The organism is Cytophagia bacterium CHB2, from assembly GCA_030263535.1.
Taxonomy (GTDB): Bacteria; Zhuqueibacterota; Zhuqueibacteria; order Zhuqueibacterales; family Zhuqueibacteraceae; genus Coneutiohabitans.
On the sequence record SZPB01000095.1, the window covers coordinates 1 to 19187 of the forward strand.

The 19187-nt window shown below is 52.1% G+C and carries 15 protein-coding genes; 9 read left to right on the top strand and 6 right to left on the bottom strand.

From position 1 onward, the window contains the following. Window positions 1-484 precede the first annotated feature (484 nt). The gene (locus FBQ85_11290) at window positions 485-2599 is read right to left on the bottom strand and encodes a S46 family peptidase (GenBank protein ID MDL1875735.1); all 2115 of its coding nucleotides are present in this window, start codon (window positions 2597-2599) and stop codon (window positions 485-487) included. Between the two features lie 175 nt (window positions 2600-2774). Between FBQ85_11290 and FBQ85_11295 the strand changes: the two genes are divergently transcribed. Further along, complete coding sequence (locus tag FBQ85_11295; GenBank protein MDL1875736.1) at window positions 2775-4361, top strand: sodium/solute symporter; 1587 nt, start codon at window positions 2775-2777, stop codon at window positions 4359-4361. A gap of 28 nt (window positions 4362-4389) precedes the next feature. Here FBQ85_11295 and FBQ85_11300 read toward each other — a convergent pair whose 3' ends face one another. Both FBQ85_11300 and FBQ85_11305 read right to left on the bottom strand, forming a co-directional pair. After that, entirely contained in the window at window positions 4390-4641 is a 252-nt protein-coding gene (locus FBQ85_11300) for a type II toxin-antitoxin system RelE/ParE family toxin (protein MDL1875737.1), read from the bottom strand. Next, complete coding sequence (locus FBQ85_11305) at window positions 4638-4916, bottom strand: hypothetical protein (protein MDL1875738.1); 279 nt, start codon at window positions 4914-4916, stop codon at window positions 4638-4640. The genes FBQ85_11300 and FBQ85_11305 overlap by 4 nt, the downstream gene beginning before the upstream one ends. Before the next feature lie 144 nt (window positions 4917-5060). On the opposite strand from FBQ85_11305, the gene FBQ85_11310 reads away from it, so the two are divergent. Genes FBQ85_11310 through FBQ85_11320 form a run of 3 tightly spaced genes read left to right on the top strand, consistent with a single transcriptional unit; the run spans window position 5061 to window position 8248 of the window. Continuing rightward, window positions 5061-6353, top strand: coding sequence for an MFS transporter (locus FBQ85_11310; GenBank protein MDL1875739.1), 1293 nt, complete (start codon window positions 5061-5063; stop codon window positions 6351-6353). Beyond that, window positions 6350-7414: a hypothetical protein gene (locus tag FBQ85_11315; GenBank protein MDL1875740.1), complete on the top strand. Its 1065-nt coding sequence runs from the start codon at window positions 6350-6352 to the stop codon at window positions 7412-7414. Before FBQ85_11310 ends, FBQ85_11315 begins: the two co-directional genes overlap by 4 nt. 54 nt (window positions 7415-7468) lie before the next feature. Beyond that, window positions 7469-8248: an MBL fold metallo-hydrolase gene (locus tag FBQ85_11320; protein ID MDL1875741.1), complete on the top strand. Its 780-nt coding sequence runs from the start codon at window positions 7469-7471 to the stop codon at window positions 8246-8248. An 86-nt stretch (window positions 8249-8334) separates the two neighbouring features. Here the strand turns inward: FBQ85_11320 and FBQ85_11325 are convergent, their stop codons facing one another. Both FBQ85_11325 and FBQ85_11330 read right to left on the bottom strand, forming a co-directional pair. Then, window positions 8335-8901 carry a hypothetical protein gene (locus FBQ85_11325; protein ID MDL1875742.1) on the bottom strand — a complete coding sequence of 189 codons (567 nt, stop codon included), beginning with the start codon at window positions 8899-8901 and terminating at the stop codon, window positions 8335-8337. Then, complete coding sequence (locus FBQ85_11330; protein ID MDL1875743.1) at window positions 8898-9788, bottom strand: hypothetical protein; 891 nt, start codon at window positions 9786-9788, stop codon at window positions 8898-8900. Before FBQ85_11330 ends, FBQ85_11325 begins: the two co-directional genes overlap by 4 nt. A 425-nt stretch (window positions 9789-10213) precedes the next feature. On the opposite strand from FBQ85_11330, the gene sulP reads away from it, so the two are divergent. After that, complete coding sequence (gene sulP, locus FBQ85_11335) at window positions 10214-11953, top strand: sulfate permease (GenBank protein ID MDL1875744.1); 1740 nt, start codon at window positions 10214-10216, stop codon at window positions 11951-11953. Window positions 11954-12461: 508 nt separating this feature from the next. Here the strand turns inward: sulP and FBQ85_11340 are convergent. After that, the gene (locus tag FBQ85_11340; GenBank protein MDL1875745.1) at window positions 12462-13634 is read right to left on the bottom strand and encodes an alkane 1-monooxygenase; all 1173 of its coding nucleotides are present in this window, start codon (window positions 13632-13634) and stop codon (window positions 12462-12464) included. A gap of 502 nt (window positions 13635-14136) precedes the next feature. On the opposite strand from FBQ85_11340, the gene FBQ85_11345 reads away from it, so the two are divergent. The 4 genes from FBQ85_11345 to FBQ85_11360 all read left to right on the top strand — a co-directional run. Continuing rightward, window positions 14137-15987, top strand: a complete 1851-nt coding sequence (locus FBQ85_11345) for a hypothetical protein (GenBank protein MDL1875746.1) — start codon at window positions 14137-14139, stop codon at window positions 15985-15987. Window positions 15988-16111: 124 nt separating this feature from the next. Beyond that, window positions 16112-16507, top strand: a complete 396-nt coding sequence (locus FBQ85_11350) for a hypothetical protein (GenBank protein MDL1875747.1) — start codon at window positions 16112-16114, stop codon at window positions 16505-16507. Window positions 16508-16687: 180 nt separating this feature from the next. Continuing rightward, window positions 16688-18559, top strand: coding sequence for a tetratricopeptide repeat protein (locus tag FBQ85_11355; GenBank protein ID MDL1875748.1), 1872 nt, complete (start codon window positions 16688-16690; stop codon window positions 18557-18559). Beyond that, window positions 18560-19187: hypothetical protein (locus tag FBQ85_11360; GenBank protein ID MDL1875749.1), on the top strand; the 628-nt coding region annotated here is incomplete at its 3' end.

Sequence of the window (19187 nt, forward strand, 5' to 3'; positions counted from 1 at the left end):
CGCGCGCGAATTCGATTAGATTTTTCAGCTTCTCGAATTCCGCCAGCGGGCCATGCTCTTGCGCCTGCGCGGCATTGAGCAAAAACATGCCCGTGAAAATGAGAACCGGCCATTTTTTGAATACGCTTTTGATCATAAATCTATTCACTGAGACAACTTACCAACCAATTGCTGTGCAAGGCTTATGCCTGCTCTGTAAACAAAAAAGCTCATGCGATCCTGCTTAATTTTTTCAGATAGTTAGAACCAAAAAATTTTGCTCAAACATCTTGTAAAGCCTGATGTTGTACGCTATTGCACAACTGGCGGTGTACCCTATTGAACAAGTGGCCCGAGCGTTTCGCTACACCAATTCATCAATAGAAAACAAAACCAAGTTCGTTTAAGACTTTCCATTTGCTTATTGCTTAAAACAAAAAGTGGCGCCGATGAAAGATCAAGCGCCACTTGGTTAAACCTCAAACACTCAAACTAAAGCAAAACTTCAATCCGTTTTTGTCTGGCTGGCGCCGGCATTTTCCAGCTCATCCGCGAGAGAACCAGCGTCGTACAACTTCCGCAATGCTTCGATCATGTACGCCGGATGCACGGCAACAGCGCGGCTGACGGCGTCGTCGTAAACATAACGCCCCACCAAGCTCTCAATGTTGCCGTCGAAAATCAAGCCCACCAACTCAGCCTCTTTGTTGATCACCGGCGAGCCGGAATTGCCGCCGATGATGTCGTTCGTCGTCACGAAATTCACCGGTGTTCTGAGATCGAGTTTGTCATGGCGGTCAAGAAAACGCTTGGGCAAATCGAAGGGCGGCTGCATACCAAAGCTGTATAGGCGATCATAAAGACCATAGAGCGTCGTCATGGCCGGCGCTTGCGTGCCGTTCATGGGATAGCCCGCCACTTTGCCGTATGACAAACGCAGGGTGAACGTCGCATCCGGATTCGTCGACTTGCCATACGCCGCAAAACGCGCATTACCGATTTTTTCACCCGCCGCTGCGATCACACTCTCCACCTGATCCTCGTAAGTTTTATTCATTTCGCGCATCATGGGATCGAGCTTGCGCGCGAGAACGATCAGCGGATCATCCGAGGCCTTGACCGCTTTCTCGCCGCCTTCCACCAGCGACTTGCGAAAAGCGACATCGGCCAGCTTGGTGCCGGCGAGCAATTCTTTTGCAACCTCCGCCGGCTGGCGGCCGTTCAGCACTGTTTTGATGAACGGATCATCCGGACCCAGTTCTTCCAGAGATTCTTGCAGGGCATCTGCCAGCAATACTTCCTCCATCGCGGGATAAACCGGCGCAGGCGAGAAAAGCTTGAATTTTAATTCTTCGAGCTGCGCATCATGAAAACCGTCGAGGCGTTCGGCGTCTTTCTTCTTAATTTCGGTGGCGTACATCACGATGTTTTTGGCCAAGCCTGCCAGGCGGGAATTGCGCAAGTCGCGATAGCGCAGCGCATTTAACATCTCGATCTGTTTCTGTTCGGCGTGTGCGATCATATCCCAGGCTGAGCCGTAGGCGTTTTGCCATTCCGGTTTGCTCGCCACCAGCGCGCGAAAGTCATTTTCATCCTTTTCCTTTTTTGCCATGATCTCTTTATTGCGCAAGCCGTTGTACTCGCCGGTCCAGGCTTTGAGCGCATTCTCAATGCCAAAAATCTGGCCGCGCGCTTGGCGCGCCTGCTCAGGACCCTGCGCGGCATATTTGCGCAAAACGTCCAATCGTCGCGCGTAAGTTTTCAAACGATAGGGATAAGAATGATCGCGTTGCCGCGCGAGCTGCGCCATGGTTTGCAGGCGGTCGGTGGAACCGGGATGGCCGGACACGAACACGAGTTCGTCAACGGCCGCGCCTTTGGTATTCCATTTGAGATAATGTTTGCTCTGCACCGGTTTGTTGTTTTCATACACGCGCACGATCGTCATGTCGAGATCATAGCGCGGAAACGTGAAATTATCGGGATCGCCGCCGTAAAATGCCGCTTGTTGCTCCGGCGCGAAAACCAGGCGAACGTCGGTATATTTTTTATAGCGGTAGAGCCAATACTCGCCGCCCTGATAGAGTGTGACGACGTCCGAGCGCAAGCCGGTGGCCTTCAAGCTTTCTTTTTCAATTTTGGCGATTTCAGCTTTGCGCGCTTCCAACGCTTGCTTGTCGCTCATGCCCGGCTTCACCGCGCCTTGCACGCGCGCGGTTATATCTTCCATCGCCACCAAAACATTCAATTCGAGATCCGTGCACTTCACTTCCTCCGCCTGGGTTTTGGCGAAAAAGCCGTTGGCAACATAGTTCATCTGCGGCGTCGAGAGTTTCTGCAATTGCCCCAGCGCGACGTGATGATTGGTCAACACCAAACCGTTCGGGCTGACGAACGAGCCGGAGCCGCCGTCGTTGAAACGCACGCTAGCCAGCCGCACATGCTCCAGCCATTCCGGCGTGGGCGTGAAGCCATAGCGTTCCTGGAGTTGCTTGAGCGGCGGATTGTCAAACGTCCACATCCCCTCGTCCGGCCAGGCTGCGCCGAACAATACCATCGCACCACAGATTAATACCAATAATAGTGCGAGGCGCTGCGAAGAAAAGCGTTGCTTCTGCATATCACACCTCATGAGTTAAAAAAACACTTGACTGTTAAGAAAACTTCCAAACCATTAAACGGTTTTAAAATATATTGCATGATAGAAAAAAGTTGCGTCATCGGCAATACTTTTTATCTTAGCAGGACGCTGAATACAATCTCAACATTCCGTATAAGCTATTTCAAGGCTTCTTATGAGCGCCCTCTTTTGGGATGTTGTCATCATCGTTCTTTATTTTGTGATCATTATCGGCATCGGATTGTACATGGGGCGGCGGGAAGAGAGCATGGAAGATTTCGCCCTGGGTGGGCGCAAGATTCCCTGGTGGGCGGTGCTGGCCTCCATCATCGCGGCGGAAACCAGCGCCGCAACTTTTCTCGGGGTGCCGGCGGAAGGCTATCGCCAGCAAAGCGCCCTCTATGTGCAGCTCATGTTCGGCACTATTCTCGCGCGCATCATCATTGCCTACCTGTTCATCAAGCCGTACTATCACTATCGAGTTTATACTGTTTATGAATTTTTGGAGAAACGCTTCGGCGCCATTTCGCGCGTGGCCGGCAGCGTGATCTTTCTCGTCACGCGCGTGCTGGCCAGCGGCGTGCGCGTTTACATCGCCGCTGTCGTGCTCGTGATCGCGTGGAAATTTCTCACCGGCGCCTCGCCCACCTTCGAGCAGTATCTCGTTGCCATCACCATCATGACGTTGATCACCACGATTTACACCATGCTGGGCGGCATCAAAGCCGTGATCTGGACCGACGTGATTCAAGCGAGTATCATGTTCGGCGGGGCTTTGCTTTCACTTTATCTCATCGTCGATCTCATTCCCGGCGGCTGGGAAGGCATCAAAGCCGGCACCAACAATTTTGCCAACTTCAAAATCTTTGACACAGGTTTGCGCGGCGAAACCACGCTCTACGACGCCGTGTTGAGCATCTTTCGCCAGGAGTACACGATTTGGGCGGCGTTCACCGGCTACATTTTTTTGGTGATGGCCACGCACGGCACGGATCAAGACATGGTGCAGCGCATGCTCACCGCCACCGATTACAAACGTAGTCGCTTCTCCCTCATCCTGTCCGGCATCGCCGATGTGCCGATCGCGTTGGCGTTCGTCACCATCGGCATTTTTCTGTACGCTTTTTTCCAAATCGTGCCTGACCCCAATCTGCCGCGCGGCGCCAACGGCGAGGTTTTAACCAATGAAATCTTCGCCTATTTTATCGTCAATAAAATGCCGCCGGGCTTGCGCGGCATCATCATCGCCGGGGTGTTTGCCACGGCCATGGGCTCGCTCAGCGCGGCTTTGAATGCCCTGGCCACCAGCTTTGTGAAAGATTTTTACACACCCTACTTCAAAAAAAACGCGGGCGACAAACACTACGTGAGCGCGGCGCGCGTATTCACCTTTGTTTTTGCCATTTTGATGATTTTAGTTGCCGCGCTTTCAGCCTACTCCGTATTGCACGATCCCAGTCTCACCATCATTCCCATCGCCCTGGGCATCATCGGTTACACCTACGGCTCGCTGCTCGGTATTTTTTTGATCGGCATGTTGACGCGCACGCGCGGCAACGATCGCGGCAATCTCATCGCCATGTTTTGCGGCTTTCTCACCGTATTTGTGCTCAGCGGCCTGGCCAACAAAATGCTGGGCTGGCTCGGCATCGCGCCGATTCCCATTCCGCACCTCGCTTTCACCTGGTACATCATGTTCGGGAGTATTGTGACTTTCTTGGTGGGGATCTTGTTTCGGACCGGAAAAATGCTGGAGAGTTGAGCAAGCAATTGCGTTTCGTCAGCAGTGTTTAACGATATATTTCACGACGGTGGCCGACACGCAAAACGATAAGAGAGTTATCTTGAATATCGAAGATGACTCGATAGTCTCCGACGCGAAATCGATATGAACCCAGTTCAGAGGTAACTAATTTTTCGGCATGCTGAAACGGGGCAAGACGGTATTGCTCCAGCTTTCCTTTGATTCGTAGTTGCGTTTCATGGTTTAACCGGGCAATATCACGCGCCGCTCGTCGAGTATAGATCAAATCATAGCTCATTTGAGCTTGCTAAAAACGTCATGGTGAGTCCGGACACGGCCGCGACGGTAGTCTTCGCGAGCTTCGCGGATACTGGCGAGATAATCCGGGCTGGTGGCCGCCAGCAAATCTTCAATTAGGGCGCGTTGATCGTTTTTTTTCATCTTCTTAACCGCTTGGACAATTTGTTCGATAGAAACAGGAACAGATAGAGGCTGGCCATTTGGCCGGCTTGATCCTGTCGCTTTCGAAGAATGGTTGTACCGACGGCGCTTTTTTATGGGATTGGTTTTCATTTTGTGAATCCTTATCAAATATCAAACGAGACAGGGGCATTACACCTCGTTGCAACTCGATTGATCATGTAATTCATCAGTGCCAAAAAGTCAAGAAGATTTTAAAAGATTGCTGTTCGCCTAATCTTGCACACGGGAGACCGAATGCCGCTCTTCAAAAACAAACAGGAACTCGGCTGGTGCTTATATGACTGGGGCAATTCCGCATTTGCCACGACGGTGATGGCGGGATTTTTTCCGGTATTCTTCAAAGAATATTGGAGCCAGGGCGTGGCGGTGACGGAAAGCACTGCCAAGCTCGGGCTTGCGAACTCCGCCGCCGGCCTGATCGTGGCGGTGCTCGCGCCGATTTTAGGCGCCATCGCCGACCGCGGCAGCCGCAAGAAACAATTCCTGATCTTTTTCGCTTATCTCGGCGTACTCTCGACGATCGCGCTATTCGTCATTGCCAAAGGCAATTGGCCGCTCGCCGCGCTGATCTACGTGCTCGGCACGGTTGGCTTCTCGGGCGGCAATATTTTTTATGATTCCCTCCTGCCGACGATCGTCAGCGAAAAAAAAATCGACTATGTCTCGGCACTCGGCTATGCCATGGGCTATCTCGGCGGGGGATTGCTGTTTGCCGTCAATGTTTGGATGACCCTGAGCCCGGCAACCTTCGGCCTGGCAGATGCCGGTGAAGCGGTGCGCCTGTCGTTCATCATGGCGGGCGTTTGGTGGGGCATATTCACGCTGCCCATTATTTTTCTGGTGCCGGAGACCAAGAGCGCGAGAGCAGTAAGCATGCGTGAAGCCGTGCGTGCGGGCTGGCAGCAATTCACGCTCACGTTCAGCAAGATTCGCCACCTTAAAACGATTGCCCTCTTTCTGGCGGCCTATTGGCTTTATATCGACGGCGTCGACACCATTATTCGCATGGCTGTCGATTATGGCATGTCGATCGGTTTTGAAACCAAAGATTTGATTGCCGCCTTGCTGTTGACGCAATTCGTAGGTTTTCCCAGCGCGATTGTTTACGGCAAGCTCGGTGAAAAAATCGGTGCGAAACGCGCGATTTATATCGCAATTTTCGTTTATCTGTTGGTGGTGATTTGGGCGGTGACCATGACGCAAAAATTCGAATTCTACGCGCTAGCCGTCGTTATTGGCCTGGTGCAGGGCGGCATTCAAGCGCTAAGCCGTTCGCTGTATTCGCGTCTCATCCCGCATGATCAAACCGCGGAGTTTTACGGTTTTTATAATTTGCTCGGGAAGTTTGCCGTTATTTTTGGCCCGATCCTGATCGGCTTCACCGGCCTGATCTCACAAAGCCCGCGCGCGGGCATCGCGTCGATTGCCGTTCTCTTCGTGCTCGGCGGCATCTTGCTCTCGTTTGTCGATGAAAAGCAGGGGGCGGCGGAAGTGAAATATCTAACCTTGACGAATCAAAAAAAATGAATCGCCGAATACTCCTCGGCTACGTGATCCTTGGTATCGCGTTTATTAGCCTTGCCCTCACGTGGTTTATGTTTGATCTCTTGTACGATGCCGGGGAATTCAAAACAATCGCACCGCACTTCAATGGCGCCTGCCGGCGCATATCTCCTGCTCCCGGAGCGGAAGACATTACGATACATCCCAAGACCGGGATTGCTTTCATCTCCTCGGACGATCGCCGTGCGCGCATGCGCGGCGAACCAAGCCAGGGCGCGATTTACGTATATGATCTCAACCACCCGAATCCCACTCTTATCAACTTAACGATTGATTTCGAACAGGACTTTCACCCGCATGGCATCAGTCTCTATATTGATGAAAGCGGTGACGAAAAACTTTTTGTGGTGAATCATCGCGCCGCAGGCGATTGTATTGAGATTTTTGATTATTCCGAGGACAAACTGATTCATCGAGAATCTCTGCGTGACGCGCTCATGACCAGTCCGAACGACGTCGTCGCTGTCGGACCGCGAAGCTTTTATGTGACGAACGATCATGGCAACGAAACCGCGTGGGGGCGCACGCTCGAAGAATATTTGCGTCTGGCGCGATCTTATGTGCTTTACTACGATGGCCGACAATTTCAAATTGCAGCCCAAAACATTGCTTACGCCAACGGCATTAACCTGAGCCGCGACGACAAGCAGCTCTTCGTGGCGGCATGCGTCGGCAGAAAAATCAAAATCTATAATCGTGAACCGGAGACCGGGGGACTCACATTTCTAGGCGATATTGATCTTGACACCGGCGTGGATAATATCGAAGTGGATGCGAACGGCGATCTTTGGGTCGCTGCACATCCGCAATTGCTGGCATTCACCCGGCATGCCCGCGACGCCAAAAATCTCTCGCCCTCACAAGTGCTGAAGATTTCTTTGCAGAAAAACCCGCCCAAGATCGATGAAATCTTTCTTGATCACGGCCATAAGATTTCCGGTTCAAGTGTTGCGGCGGTGTTCGGCAACAGACTTTTGATCGGATCGGTGTTCGAAGAGCATTTCCTGGTGTGTGAAATGCAATAACGGGCTTGTCAAGCGCGTGCGAGTTGAGAAGCGAATTTTCTACAGGTAAATTTCATGTCAAATTTCATCAAATTTCTCGGTACCGCAGGCGCGCGCTTCGTCATGATTCAACAATTACGTTCTTCCGCGGGAACGCTGCTGCATCTCGATGGCCAAACGATCATGATTGATCCCGGCCCGGGCACGCTGGCGCGCTGCGCTGCCAGCCGGCCCAAAATCGATGCTACCAAACTCGATGCTATTCTGCTCACCCATCGCCACGTCGATCATTCCACCGACGTCAATGTGATGATGGAGGCCATGTCTGACGGCGGGCGCCAGAAACGCGGGGTGCTGTTCGCGCCGGAGGAATGTTTGGAAGGTGATGATCCGGTGGTGTTGCGCTATGTCAGAAACTATATTGATCGCATCGAGACGCTGCGGCCTTTTTCATCCTATTCGATCAACAACCTTAGATTCAAAACTGCCGGACGGCACAAACACGGCACCGAAACCTATGGCGCTATATTTGAAAGCCGCATCGGGCGCATTGCCTTTTTGATTGATTCGGAATTTTTTCCTGAATTGATTGATTGGTACGCCGGCGTGAAGCTATTGGTGCTGAACGTTGTTTTGGTCAAACAGCGCGAGGAACATGTGATTCAACATCTTTGTTTGGCAGATGCCCGTCGCCTGATCTCGGCAATCAAACCGGAAACCGCAATTCTGACGCATTTCGGCATGTCGATGGTGCAAGCCAAGCCCTGGCTGCTGGCGGAACAACTTGCGCACGAAACAGGCGTTAAGGTTCTGGCGGCTTCAGATGGGATGAGTTTTGCGTTGGATGAACAGTAAGCTTCGACATTGACGCTTCGCGAGGGCTTGGCCATCGCATGCAACCCACCTTTGTTAAGGCCACATCTTGACCGCCGCCGCTCATTTTACTCCAGCCTGAGATGATCAAAAAATAACGTCACCGGTTCCTCCGGATGCGAGATAAAGAAATCTATCTTTTCAATGCTGGCGTGATTCATTTTTCGCCGTGTGCCGCTTGTAATCAGCGAATCCAACGGCAATGCAAAATGCGTCCACCCTGGCGGCAGCAGCAGGCGGGAGTTGAAGCGATCGGCATACGGTTGATTGCCGCGCATGTCATCGATTCGGATATGCAATCTCAAACTGTCGTTTTGCGGATTATAAATCTCCGCGTGCAAGACGCGAAAACTCGACCAATCCGGGTCAAACTTGCTGATCTTCAGCCCCGGATACTTTCCGGAAAATATCTCCAGGCGCAAGCTGTTCCTGCCGTGCATAACGTGATCGGAGTCAAGTGCATACAGTTCGTGGCATTCCCACCGTAATCGATCCAGCTCTTCGTCATGTTCGAAATCGAAATAAAAAGGTTTTTCTTGCTTACATGAAATAAGCGCCGGCGCGAGCGCAAGCGCGAATACTGCAACGCGGCGCCATTTCTTTTTACTTCGTATGTTTTGAATCATTGCACTCATTTCGCTCTTTCGCCAAATTCAAACACGATGATTTCCGGCGGCACGCCGAGACGCACGGGGATATCAGTCGTGCCGATGCCGCTGGTGACATAAAGCATTTTACTCCCCTCTTGAAAAAAACCATAAATATGGCCGGGATCAGGCTTGCGTTTGGTCCATTCCCAAAAGAAATCCGGCAAATGAATCTGGCCGCCATGTGTGTCGCCGCTCAACACCAAAACATTTCTCGTCGCAGGGATCGGAGCGTAGACGAGTGACGTGTGAGAAAGCAAAATCGTGGGATGCTCACGCGCGATCAAGGAATCGGTCAGCGCCAGATCCGGCTCCAGGCGCGGCCAGCAATCAATGCCGGCGAGTCGCAATATTTTGTCGCCGAACGTTAGATCGACGAAATCATCGCGCAAAAAACGAACGCGGTGTACATCAGGCGGATCGGCGGAACCGCTGCGGTGGCAAAACATGCAGCTTAGGCGAGAGAAGGAATAATCTGCATCGCCCATTACGGCATAGACGCCGAGCGGCGCCTGCAAACGGCTCAAAAAATCGAACGTGTAGCCATAATCATCGCGGCCTCCATGCCATTTCACATAATCACCGGTGAGCAGAATCACATCGGGCTGAATGTCATTGAGAATCTCTAAAATACGGTTGCCAATCTTGCCGCCGCGCCGATCAAAATGCATGTCGCTAAGATGAACGATCTTTTTTCCTGCCAATGTTTCAACAAACGCCGGCGCAGAGATGAACAAGCGCCGCACGCGAATGTCGGCATCATCAACAAAAAAATAGCCGCAAAAAAGCAACACCGCAAGGCCAGCGAAAATGACTGGCAGTGCAGCATGAGATTTTTGACCGCGTACTAGACTTTGCTTTAAACTTGCAGCCATATCTATCAAATGATGAATTGGTTCACAAACTCAAGGTCTCAATACCCAAATTTCATGCATGCTGAAATCTGAGGCCCTGTGGAGGCAATTAACCCGACTAATTTATAGCACCCCAAAGATACAAAGACACCAAGAACAATTTGATGACATGACTTTTGTTTCTTCGTGCCTTTATGTCTTCATGGTTAAGAATCATTCAGAGTTTTATTCGATGTGTGAAACGCGCAACGCCTCGAAGCATTTTGCAGAGTTTTACCCTACAAGCAGAATTTCCGCAGAAATACCATGACATCTTTTGTAATCGCTTCAAAAAATTCCTAACAATTGTTTAGTAGAAAGAATTCTTTTTGCTTATTTTCGGCAGTTTTTTTCCGGCAACACGCGTTGCCGCTTCTTGTCAGGATGAACCATTTCAGGAGATTTAGATGTCATCGCCGCTGCTTCCCAAACTCTTCACCGTCCTCAAAGAGGGGTATTCCCGCAAACAACTGATGCAGGATTTGACAGCCGGCGTTATTGTCGGCATCATCGCATTGCCTTTAGCGATCGCCTTTGCTATTGCCTCGGGGGTCAAGCCCGAGCAGGGTTTGTACACCGCGATCATTGCCGGCTTTCTGATCTCCGCGCTAAGCGGCAGCCGCGTGCAAATCGGCGGGCCGACCGGCGCCTTCATCGTGATTGTTTACAGCATCGTGCAACAGCACGGCTATGATGGCTTGGTCGTTGCCACCTTCATTGCCGGCATTCTCATCATGATCATGGGTTTTGCCAAACTCGGCGCGATCATCAAATACATTCCCTATCCCGTCACCATCGGCTTCACGGCCGGCATCGCATTGATCATTTTCTCCGGCCAAATTCGAGATTTCCTCGGCCTGCCCATCGCCGCCATGCCCGCGGAGTTTGTCGAAAAGATTGTTGTTTATGCGGAAAACATATCGGCGATTAACTCTTCTGCTCTCGGCATCGGCTTGTTGTCGTTAGCCATCATCATCTTCTGGCCAAAAGTGACGCGCCGCGTGCCCGGCTCGCTGATCGCGATTCTCGTGTCAACCGCGCTGGTTCATCTGCTGCAGTTGCCGGTGGAGACGATCGGCAGCCGGTTCGGCGAGGTTCCGAATTCTTTGCCGGCGCCGCAGGTGCCCAACCTGTCGTGGGATTTGATTGTCAAAATGTTCAACCCGGCGGTGACGATCGCACTGCTTGCCGCCATCGAATCGTTGCTTTCCGCTGTGGTCGCAGACGGCATGCTCGGCACGCGCCACCGTTCGAACATGGAACTTATCGCGCAGGGAGTTGCCAATATTGCTTCACCGATTTTCGGCGGCATTCCAGCCACGGGCGCGATTGCCCGCACGGCCGCCAATGTCAAAAATGGCGGGCGCACACCCATTGCCGGCATCATTCACGCCCTCACGTTGTTGCTCATCATGCTGTTCTTCGGCAAATGGGCAGCGTTGATTCCAATGGCCACGCTTGCGGCAATTTTGATCATGGTGTCTTATAACATGAGTGAGTGGCATTTATTCATCAAGCTCTTTCGCAGCCCGGTTAGTGATGTTGCGGTATTGCTGACAACGTTCTTGCTCACGGTGTTGATCGATTTGACGGTCGCGATTCAAGTCGGTATGGTGTTGGCGGCCTTTCTCTTTATGCGCCGCATGGCGAGCGTAACGGAAGTCGGCTTTATTACTGCGGATTCGTTGCAAGACGACACCCTAACCGATGCCGAGCGCGATCTGGCCGATCCCCTGGCTATTTCGAAACGCCAAGTGCCCGCAGGCGTGGAAATCTTTGAGATCAACGGGCCGTTTTTCTTTGGCGCGACGGACAAATTCAAAGACACAATGCGCCTGGTGGAGAAGCCGCCCAAGGTTTTGATTCTGCGCATGCGCCAGGTGCCGGCCGTTGATGCGACCGGCTTACGCGCGCTTGAAGATGTTTTCGAGAAAACCAAGAAAGACGGCACGGTGCTCATCCTCTCCGGCATACGCCGCCAGCCGCTGATGGCATTGCGCCGCACCGGCTTGCTCGAAAAAATTGGGCGGAATAATGTCTATCGGCACATTGACAAAGCTTTGCAGCATGCCAAAGAGTTGGTGGCGCCGCAGATCGGCGCGCCGCCGCACGCGGAACACCGGCCTGCAACATTGAGCCACAGTTAGGGTTCGCGCCAAAAGGCTTCGATCCCGGCTTGACCGGGCCGGGCGACTCTTGCATATCAAGAATCCCTGAAACTCTTCATGCACGGCCAAGCTGTTGCCAAGGCTTTTTCTACCTTAAAGTTTGACCGAATCCGCGATGCATGCGGGTTTGATCAGGATGCCCATTTACCAGTTGGGTTAGGCACAAAAAATTTTGCACGAGAGCTAGGCGGCAACTCCGAAGGAGTGAAATGGTTATAGTCATGCGCACACGCCGTTTCTGCAAACTCCGAAAGGAGTGTCATATTTGGTTTTCACGATAAAGCCTGCGCCACGTCGATGAAATCTACATGTCACTCCTTACGGAGTTGAGGGCCGTTCCAGCACGCCGTTTCTATAAACATTGCACTCCTCGCGGAGTTGTGAGCGGCCGGCAGTCGAGCTTAAACGACTGACAACCATCGTGCAAAATTCAGGTTCTATAAATCGCATTTCCGGACAGACACGAATTGGCATGCACCCTCGCGCATCAGTCTTTGAGAATGGGCGTTGCGCTGGCCTGCTGCTGAAAGTGATCGAGTCTCGGATGCATGACCCTTCGCCAGAGCGGCGGCGCCAGGGCGAGCAGCATCATGCCGGGATAGCCCGTGGGGAGTTGCGGGCTTTCCTCGAAATGGCGCAAGGTTTGATAACGCCGCAGCGGATGCACATGGTGATCGGCATGGCGTTGCAGCTTGAAGAGAAAATAGTTCGTGACGCGTTGGTCGGCGTTCCAGGCATGCGCCAGATTCACTTTCTCATAGCGACCGGAGGCAAGCTCGCGTCGTTGCAAACCGTAATGCTCGAGATAATTCACAATTTCCAGTAACGTAAACCCGACGGCGCTTTGCACAAAAAAATAAAAAACAGCCTGCCAGCCGAATAAACTTCCCAGCATTGCGGCAAACATTACCGGCAAAGCCACAAACCACAGCATGCGATTGTGATACCCCCAATGTGAATATCCCCGGTGCTGCAAACGCTGCTTTTCTATTCTCCAGGCGTCAAGCCAGCTACGGCTCACCGTGCGAACATAAAAGGCGTACAGCGACTCACCTCTGCGGGCGGTGGCCGGGTCGCGCGGCGTGGCAACATGAACGTGATGGCCGATGAGATGTTCGATATAAAAATGCATGTAGCTCACCGTCATGAGCAACACGTGTCCCAAAGCTTTCTCAAAAGCATTTTTCTTGTGAAACAACTCATGCGCCACCGTGATGCCAACGCCGCCCGTGGTAATCCCGATCGAAAGGACAAAACCGGTAAGTTCGAATCCGGTTAACGCCTCATGGGTTACTACGTGCGCGCCCCAAATCACCAAACTGATTTGCAGCGGCACGTAGAGAAATGTGATCACACGAAACCCGAACTTTTCTGACAAACGCTCCAATGCTTCCGCGTTGAGGTTGGTCCGGTCAGAGCCGATCATCAAATCCAGCAAAGGGATCAGCCCGAAGGTAATCATCGGCGTCAGATAATAGAAAACCCCGCCAAGCCAATGCCCGAGGATCACGCTCAGCGGAACGACATAAGCCAAACTGTAAGGCCAGGGACTCATCATACCTCCATGATAAAATGAATCATTATTTAGACGCAACGCCGGGAGACGCTTTGTTTCTTTCCGCGACGGTTCAACCGGAACGCTGTCAGCAAACCCTCGCATCACTGCTGGTTCGCAGATGCAAAAATATAGAAAACTCCCACGCTATTGCAAAGCGCCCTTTTTGCAGGACTTTCCGGAGCGATGCCAGTGCTTCATTCGCCAAAATCACCTCATTACCCAGCTTGACCTGCTGTTCTTTCTTCTCTCTTATTCAACCAACCTCCTGATCTGCTCACGCTTTCCGCAGTTTTTGCCTTTACGGTGTATGGTTGAGAGCAAAAGCGTTATTTCAGCGGGTACAACGTTACACTTTTTCTCTCCGCCGATTCTGGCATCAGGACTCGATGTCAAAATTATAGAAATGCTTGTAAGGCTGGCGAGTGGATTCCTGCACTCGACAGCTAGAGTTTTTTATCCAACCCCGGATTGGTTTCGTCCAATCAATTCAAAAGCCCTTCAAGCTTTGGATTTATCTTCCAATGCTCTCCTCTACAACGATGCTATTTTAAGATTTGTTAACGAAGAGAGCACTGTAGCCTGTTTATTTTTTGAGGAGACGTGTATGAAAGCGCCGCGGGACTGTCCGATGATTCTAAAATCTCTCGGAGCCCTGGTTTTTGGTATCCTTCTGATGACTTCTGCGCAAGCCCGAGGTACAGATGTACGCGGCGAGCAATCCGGCGTCTGGAATCTGGCTGGCAGTCCATACATTGTGACGGGTGACATATCCGTGCCAGCAGGAGCAAGCTTGACTATCGAGCCGGGCGTCATTGTGAAATTTGCCGGACCTTACTCCCTGCGCGTCCATGGTACTATGCGCGCAGTTGGCAGCCTGACAGCGCGCATCGTTTTCACCTCCATCAGCGATAATGAATTCGGGGAAGATCGGCCGCGCAATCAGTCCCCCTCCTCCAATGATTGGATTGGACTGGTGTTCGCCAATGGCATCGAAGCCGAATCGCATTTAGAGCAATGCATCATCCGTTATTGCCGCAAACCCATTGAATTCGAACAAGGCCAGTCGGTGTTGGAGAAAATTATCATCTCGGATTGTAGCGCCACAACCCTGGGATTAAATGGAGTTCAGATTCCAATTCAAGATGGCATTCAAGCCACCTATAGCATCACCGCAATGGCCGCCACCCCATCCAATTCGCTGCAACGTGAGGCCTCGACAGCCGCCGCATCGCCAACCAGCGCCACCCCAGAAGAGCAATTTACCTTCGGTGAAGTTTCGGCCACCAACTATGCTTTGAAAAATCTGAGCATCTTTGGCTACTTCTCCACGCGCTTTGAGAAAGTCCTGGATGAGCCGAGTGCGGAAAACGGACAAACGATAAAAACAGATGCGCCGGCCGAATTTACTTACCCGTTCTTCAACATCATGCTGGAGCATCAGCTTCATCAGCGCTTCAAAATCTTTATCAATCTCAATGGTTCCGGCGCCGAAGAAATCCGAGTGCAAAATTTTTGGGGTGAATACACGTTTTCCTCCTGGCTGAATTTGCGCCTGGGAAAAATCTATCGCCGTTTCGGCCTTTATAATGAAATCCTGGATGCCGTGCCTTCTTATTATGGCATTGAGCCGCCGGAATTGTTTGACAGCGATCATTTGCTGATCTCCCGCACGACGGCTTTTATGGTATACGGCGCGATGGACGCCGGTCCCGGCGTTTTGAATTACAGCGCCAGCACGGATAATGGGGAAGGCGATCCGTTTAAAAACACGTTTCCTCTCGGGTATGATGTAAACTACAAACTCGGCGGCGGCGAGTTGGTGTTGGGCACTTCGGGTTACACCTCCGGCGGGCAAACCAATTCCACTCTGGGCGTCGGCAACGGCGCGCCCCAAAGCGGCGTGCTGCCCTGGATGGTTGCCGATAAATTCTCCATCCTCGGCGGCTATGCCGAAACGCGAATAAAAAATTTGACGGTGCAGGCCGAGTATTGGCGCGCCAAACACAATGCGCTGCGTGATCCGGCTGCGATCCTGGCGGTTATCAACAATGTTGCGATCAATGCCAATCAGCTTGCGAGATTTCTCCGGAATCCCGGCCTGGGCGCGACGGAGAACAATGTGGCAACCTCGGCAAAATACAGTATCCATACCTGGTACCTGCGCGCCGGTTATTCGCTTGAAAGCGCGATCGGGGAATTCGGACCTTACGTGCAGTGGGATTACTACAGCAACCCCGAAACCATTGCCAACAAGGATTTCGGCGGCGACAATGAAGCCGGCGTGGCGGATGACGGCAAATTCAGCAAAGCCACCCTCGGCCTGGTGTTTCGCCCGATTCCGCAAGTGGCGGTCAAGCTTGACGGCAGCTCTCACTTCCAAAAATTCCACGGTGCGACGGTCAGGTATTATGATTTGCGCCTCGATGTCTCATATGTTTTTGGGCAATTATTCTAAGAGACGCAAACGCCGCCAGCCGGCTGTGTCAACCAGAGGGATTCGAACATACCTCCCGGAGACGAATATGTTGTGTGTACGAAGTTATAGAAGACTTGTATTGTGGTGTTTTTTTGCGTTGGGGATGAGTTGCTGGGTCGCGCCTTCAGCCACGGCGCAGATCAGCATCGTGGTGGCAAAGAATTCCAAAGTGACGATGGACAAGATGACGAAGGCCGAGGTCAAAAAGATCTTTGCCGGCGTCAAACTCAAATGGAAAGACGGCGGCAAAATTCAGATCATCGATCAGCCCGAAACAGATATCGGCGTTAAATTTTACAAAGCCGTGCTGGGAAAGTCTCATATGCAGGTACATAAGCAATGGCTCAAGCTGTTATTGTCTGGCCAGGCTTCCGCGCCGCTGAAGGCGTCTTCGGACGCTGAGGTGAAAAAAATGGTCAGCCGTCACGCCTATGCCATCGGATATATTGCCGCAAACAATTTGGACGACTCGGTGCGTGAAATTTTGCGCGTTGACTGAGGCGATTGTTCATAAACGTTTGCCGGTCGCCTCTAACTGTAACGGTTTGCATCTTCATATGAAACCGCGAATCAGCGCCCGGCGTAACTGGGCGATATGTTACACCACTGCAACGTGTTAGCGCCGGAGTGCGGCAAATTGGCTGATTATTTTGCAAAACATCGTTTGACGAGGTGAGTAATGAGAAAGCTGAATGCGTGTGTACTCATGCTGGTTGCTTATATCCTGTGCGCAGGCGTTCCGGAAGCCTGGTCGCAGAAGGCCGAGGCGCTGCAATGGTTCACGGCGGGCGTCTCCGCAAAAGAGGCCGCGCGAAAAATTCAAGCATATGAACGCGCCATCGAACTTGACCCGCTTTTTGTCGAGGCGCTATACAATCTCGGGATGGTTTATAAATCACAACAGGATTATGCCCAAGCCGAGCAGTTTCTTCTTAAGGCCAACAATGCCAAAACTGAAAAAACACCGAAAGATTTGAATGTTCGCATTCTTTACGAGCTTTCCACCACTTACGCCAAAACCGGGAAACTGCAAGAGGCGGAGGCCGGCCTGCGCAAAGCCCAAAATGCCGTCGACGAGGACCGCATTGCCAGCATGATTTCTTTCGAGTTGGGGCGCCTGCTGCACCAGCAGCAGCGTTATGCCGAAGCCTTGACGGAGCTGCGCGCCGGCATGAATCGCGTTGCAGAAAACCGCGGCAAATTCGCGACGCTGATGTTGACGATTCAAAACGAGCAGCAAATGCAGACATTGTACGAGAAAGCTACGCAGGCAAAACAAACCGGCAAGCTTGCGGACGCGCGCGTGCTGTTTGAAGAAATCCTCCAGCAAGATCCCAACTTCAAAGACGTTGCGGTGCAATTGGAGAGGTTGGATTCGCAGCAAAAGGTTGATGCGAACAAAGCGGTGTTTAATTCGCTGTATGAAGAAGCCAGGAAATACGAAACGGCCGGCAACCTCGAGCTGGCGATTGCGGCTTATGAGAAGCTGCTCTTGCAGGCCGGCGTTTACAAAGATGCGCGCAGCCGGGTGCAGGAATTACGGCAGCAAAACGACAAAATCCGCGCACAGAAAAAATTAGAAGAACAATACATTCTCGGAATGTCCGCGCTCAAGGCGAAAGATTGGGCGCGCGCCCTCATCATTTTCGAAAACATTTTGCAGGCGGATCGCGAGTTTCGCGATGCGCGCAGGCGCCGGAACGAGGCGCAGCGCGGCCTGGATCGTGAAAGCTCTGAAACCGTGGTAGCGCGCTTTTATGCCGAGGGCGTTGCGGCCATGGGCCAGGGTGACCTCACCAGCGCATTGGCGGCGTTTGAGAAGGTACACAAAATCAACCAGGACTATCGCGATATCGCAAGCCTGTTAGTGGAAGTGGAAGAGCAGATTCAAAAACAAGGCAAGGCATTCGCGGAGATGTCTGCTGCGGCAGCGCCGGTGGCTGATTCACTTTATCAAAATGCGCTGGCAGCGATTCAACAAGAGGATTGGGCGCAGGCCGTCACGATTTTGGAGAAACTGCAGGCGGCTTCGCCGGAGGACGCCAATTTGGTCGATCTCCTGGCGCAAGCGCGCACCAACCTGCAAATCAGCTCCGTGAGCGTGCCCTTCAAAGAAGCCGGCCCCGGACATTCCGTATTAATGATTGGCGGCGTTCTGGCGGCGGTGATCGTACTGCCCCTGATCGGTTTCGTCACATTCTCGCCTACGGTGCGCGCGCGTGTTTCGTTGCTGCGCGGCGACTATCAAAGCGCGGCGCAGATTTATGAACGAATGCTGCAGCAAAAGCCGGGGCGGCTGAAGCTTTATCCTGTTCTCGCCGATATTTATTTAATGACCGGCCGCCGCGATGAACAGGCGTTGAAAGTTTTCAAAACCATTCTGCAATTGAATCTCCTCACCGCCAATCGGGATGAGATCAATGCCGCCGTGGCGCAAACCTATCTCTCGCAAGGCAGAATTGATGCTGAAGCGATCAAAGTCTTTGAAGACGCCTTGCAGGCGGAATATCGCAAAACAGAACAGATGACGCGCAGCAAGAATGGCAGATAAATGACGGCGTCCAGCGCGCTGCGCATGGCATTTTTGCGTCTGACTAAAAAGCACCAAACCCTCACCACTCTTCGACGAGGTGAAACCATGCAATCGATCATCCGTGTACGCACAACCGCCTTTGCGCTTTTTTGCCTGGGGGCCTTCGCCGCCGTGGCGCAGGTGAGAAATCAGGACGCCATACGCTGGTATAATACCGGCGTTAGCGAAAAAGATCCGCAAAAAGCCATCGCGGCTTATGAAAAAGCCCTGGCGCTCGATTCGACGTTTACCGAAGCGCTATTTGCGATCGGCTATGCTTATAACAATCAAAAAGATTTTGCCCGCGCCCAGGGCTATCTTCGCAGAGCTTCTCGGATCGAATCAGGAAAAAGCAAAGGCGATCTCAAAGCCAAAATCTTATTTGAGCTGTCGAATTCCCATTTTGGCGCAGGGGATTTAAACGCGAGCGCAGAAGCGCTGCGTCAGGCCAAAGTCAGCGCCTCCGACGATAAGCTGAAAACCAACATCGTTTTCAAATTGGCGCGTGTCTTGTGCCAGCAAAATCTTTTTCAGGAGGCTTTGTACGAGCTGCGCGAGCGCCGCCAGCACGATTCGAAGAACAAAGACAGCTTTGACAACTTTATCA

What these genes read in the sequence shown, in the direction of transcription:
- sulP (MDL1875744.1), top strand. Translation starts at nt 10,214, where the DNA reads ATGTCATCGCCGCTGCTTCCCAAACTCTTCACCGTCCTCAAAGAGGGG.
- FBQ85_11320 (MDL1875741.1), top strand. Translation starts at nt 7,469, where the DNA reads ATGTCAAATTTCATCAAATTTCTCGGTACCGCAGGCGCGCGCTTCGTC.
- FBQ85_11350 (MDL1875747.1), top strand. Translation starts at nt 16,112, where the DNA reads ATGAGTTGCTGGGTCGCGCCTTCAGCCACGGCGCAGATCAGCATCGTG.
- FBQ85_11310 (MDL1875739.1), top strand. Translation starts at nt 5,061, where the DNA reads ATGCCGCTCTTCAAAAACAAACAGGAACTCGGCTGGTGCTTATATGAC.
- FBQ85_11340 (MDL1875745.1), bottom strand. Translation starts at nt 13,634, where the DNA reads ATGCGAGGGTTTGCTGACAGCGTTCCGGTTGAACCGTCGCGGAAAGAA.
- FBQ85_11345 (MDL1875746.1), top strand. Translation starts at nt 14,137, where the DNA reads ATGAAAGCGCCGCGGGACTGTCCGATGATTCTAAAATCTCTCGGAGCC.
- FBQ85_11325 (MDL1875742.1), bottom strand. Translation starts at nt 8,901, where the DNA reads ATGAGTGCAATGATTCAAAACATACGAAGTAAAAAGAAATGGCGCCGC.
- FBQ85_11300 (MDL1875737.1), bottom strand. Translation starts at nt 4,641, where the DNA reads ATGAGCTATGATTTGATCTATACTCGACGAGCGGCGCGTGATATTGCC.
- FBQ85_11305 (MDL1875738.1), bottom strand. Translation starts at nt 4,916, where the DNA reads ATGAAAACCAATCCCATAAAAAAGCGCCGTCGGTACAACCATTCTTCG.
- FBQ85_11330 (MDL1875743.1), bottom strand. Translation starts at nt 9,788, where the DNA reads ATGGCTGCAAGTTTAAAGCAAAGTCTAGTACGCGGTCAAAAATCTCAT.
- FBQ85_11355 (MDL1875748.1), top strand. Translation starts at nt 16,688, where the DNA reads ATGAGAAAGCTGAATGCGTGTGTACTCATGCTGGTTGCTTATATCCTG.
- FBQ85_11315 (MDL1875740.1), top strand. Translation starts at nt 6,350, where the DNA reads ATGAATCGCCGAATACTCCTCGGCTACGTGATCCTTGGTATCGCGTTT.
- FBQ85_11295 (MDL1875736.1), top strand. Translation starts at nt 2,775, where the DNA reads ATGAGCGCCCTCTTTTGGGATGTTGTCATCATCGTTCTTTATTTTGTG.
- FBQ85_11290 (MDL1875735.1), bottom strand. Translation starts at nt 2,599, where the DNA reads ATGCAGAAGCAACGCTTTTCTTCGCAGCGCCTCGCACTATTATTGGTA.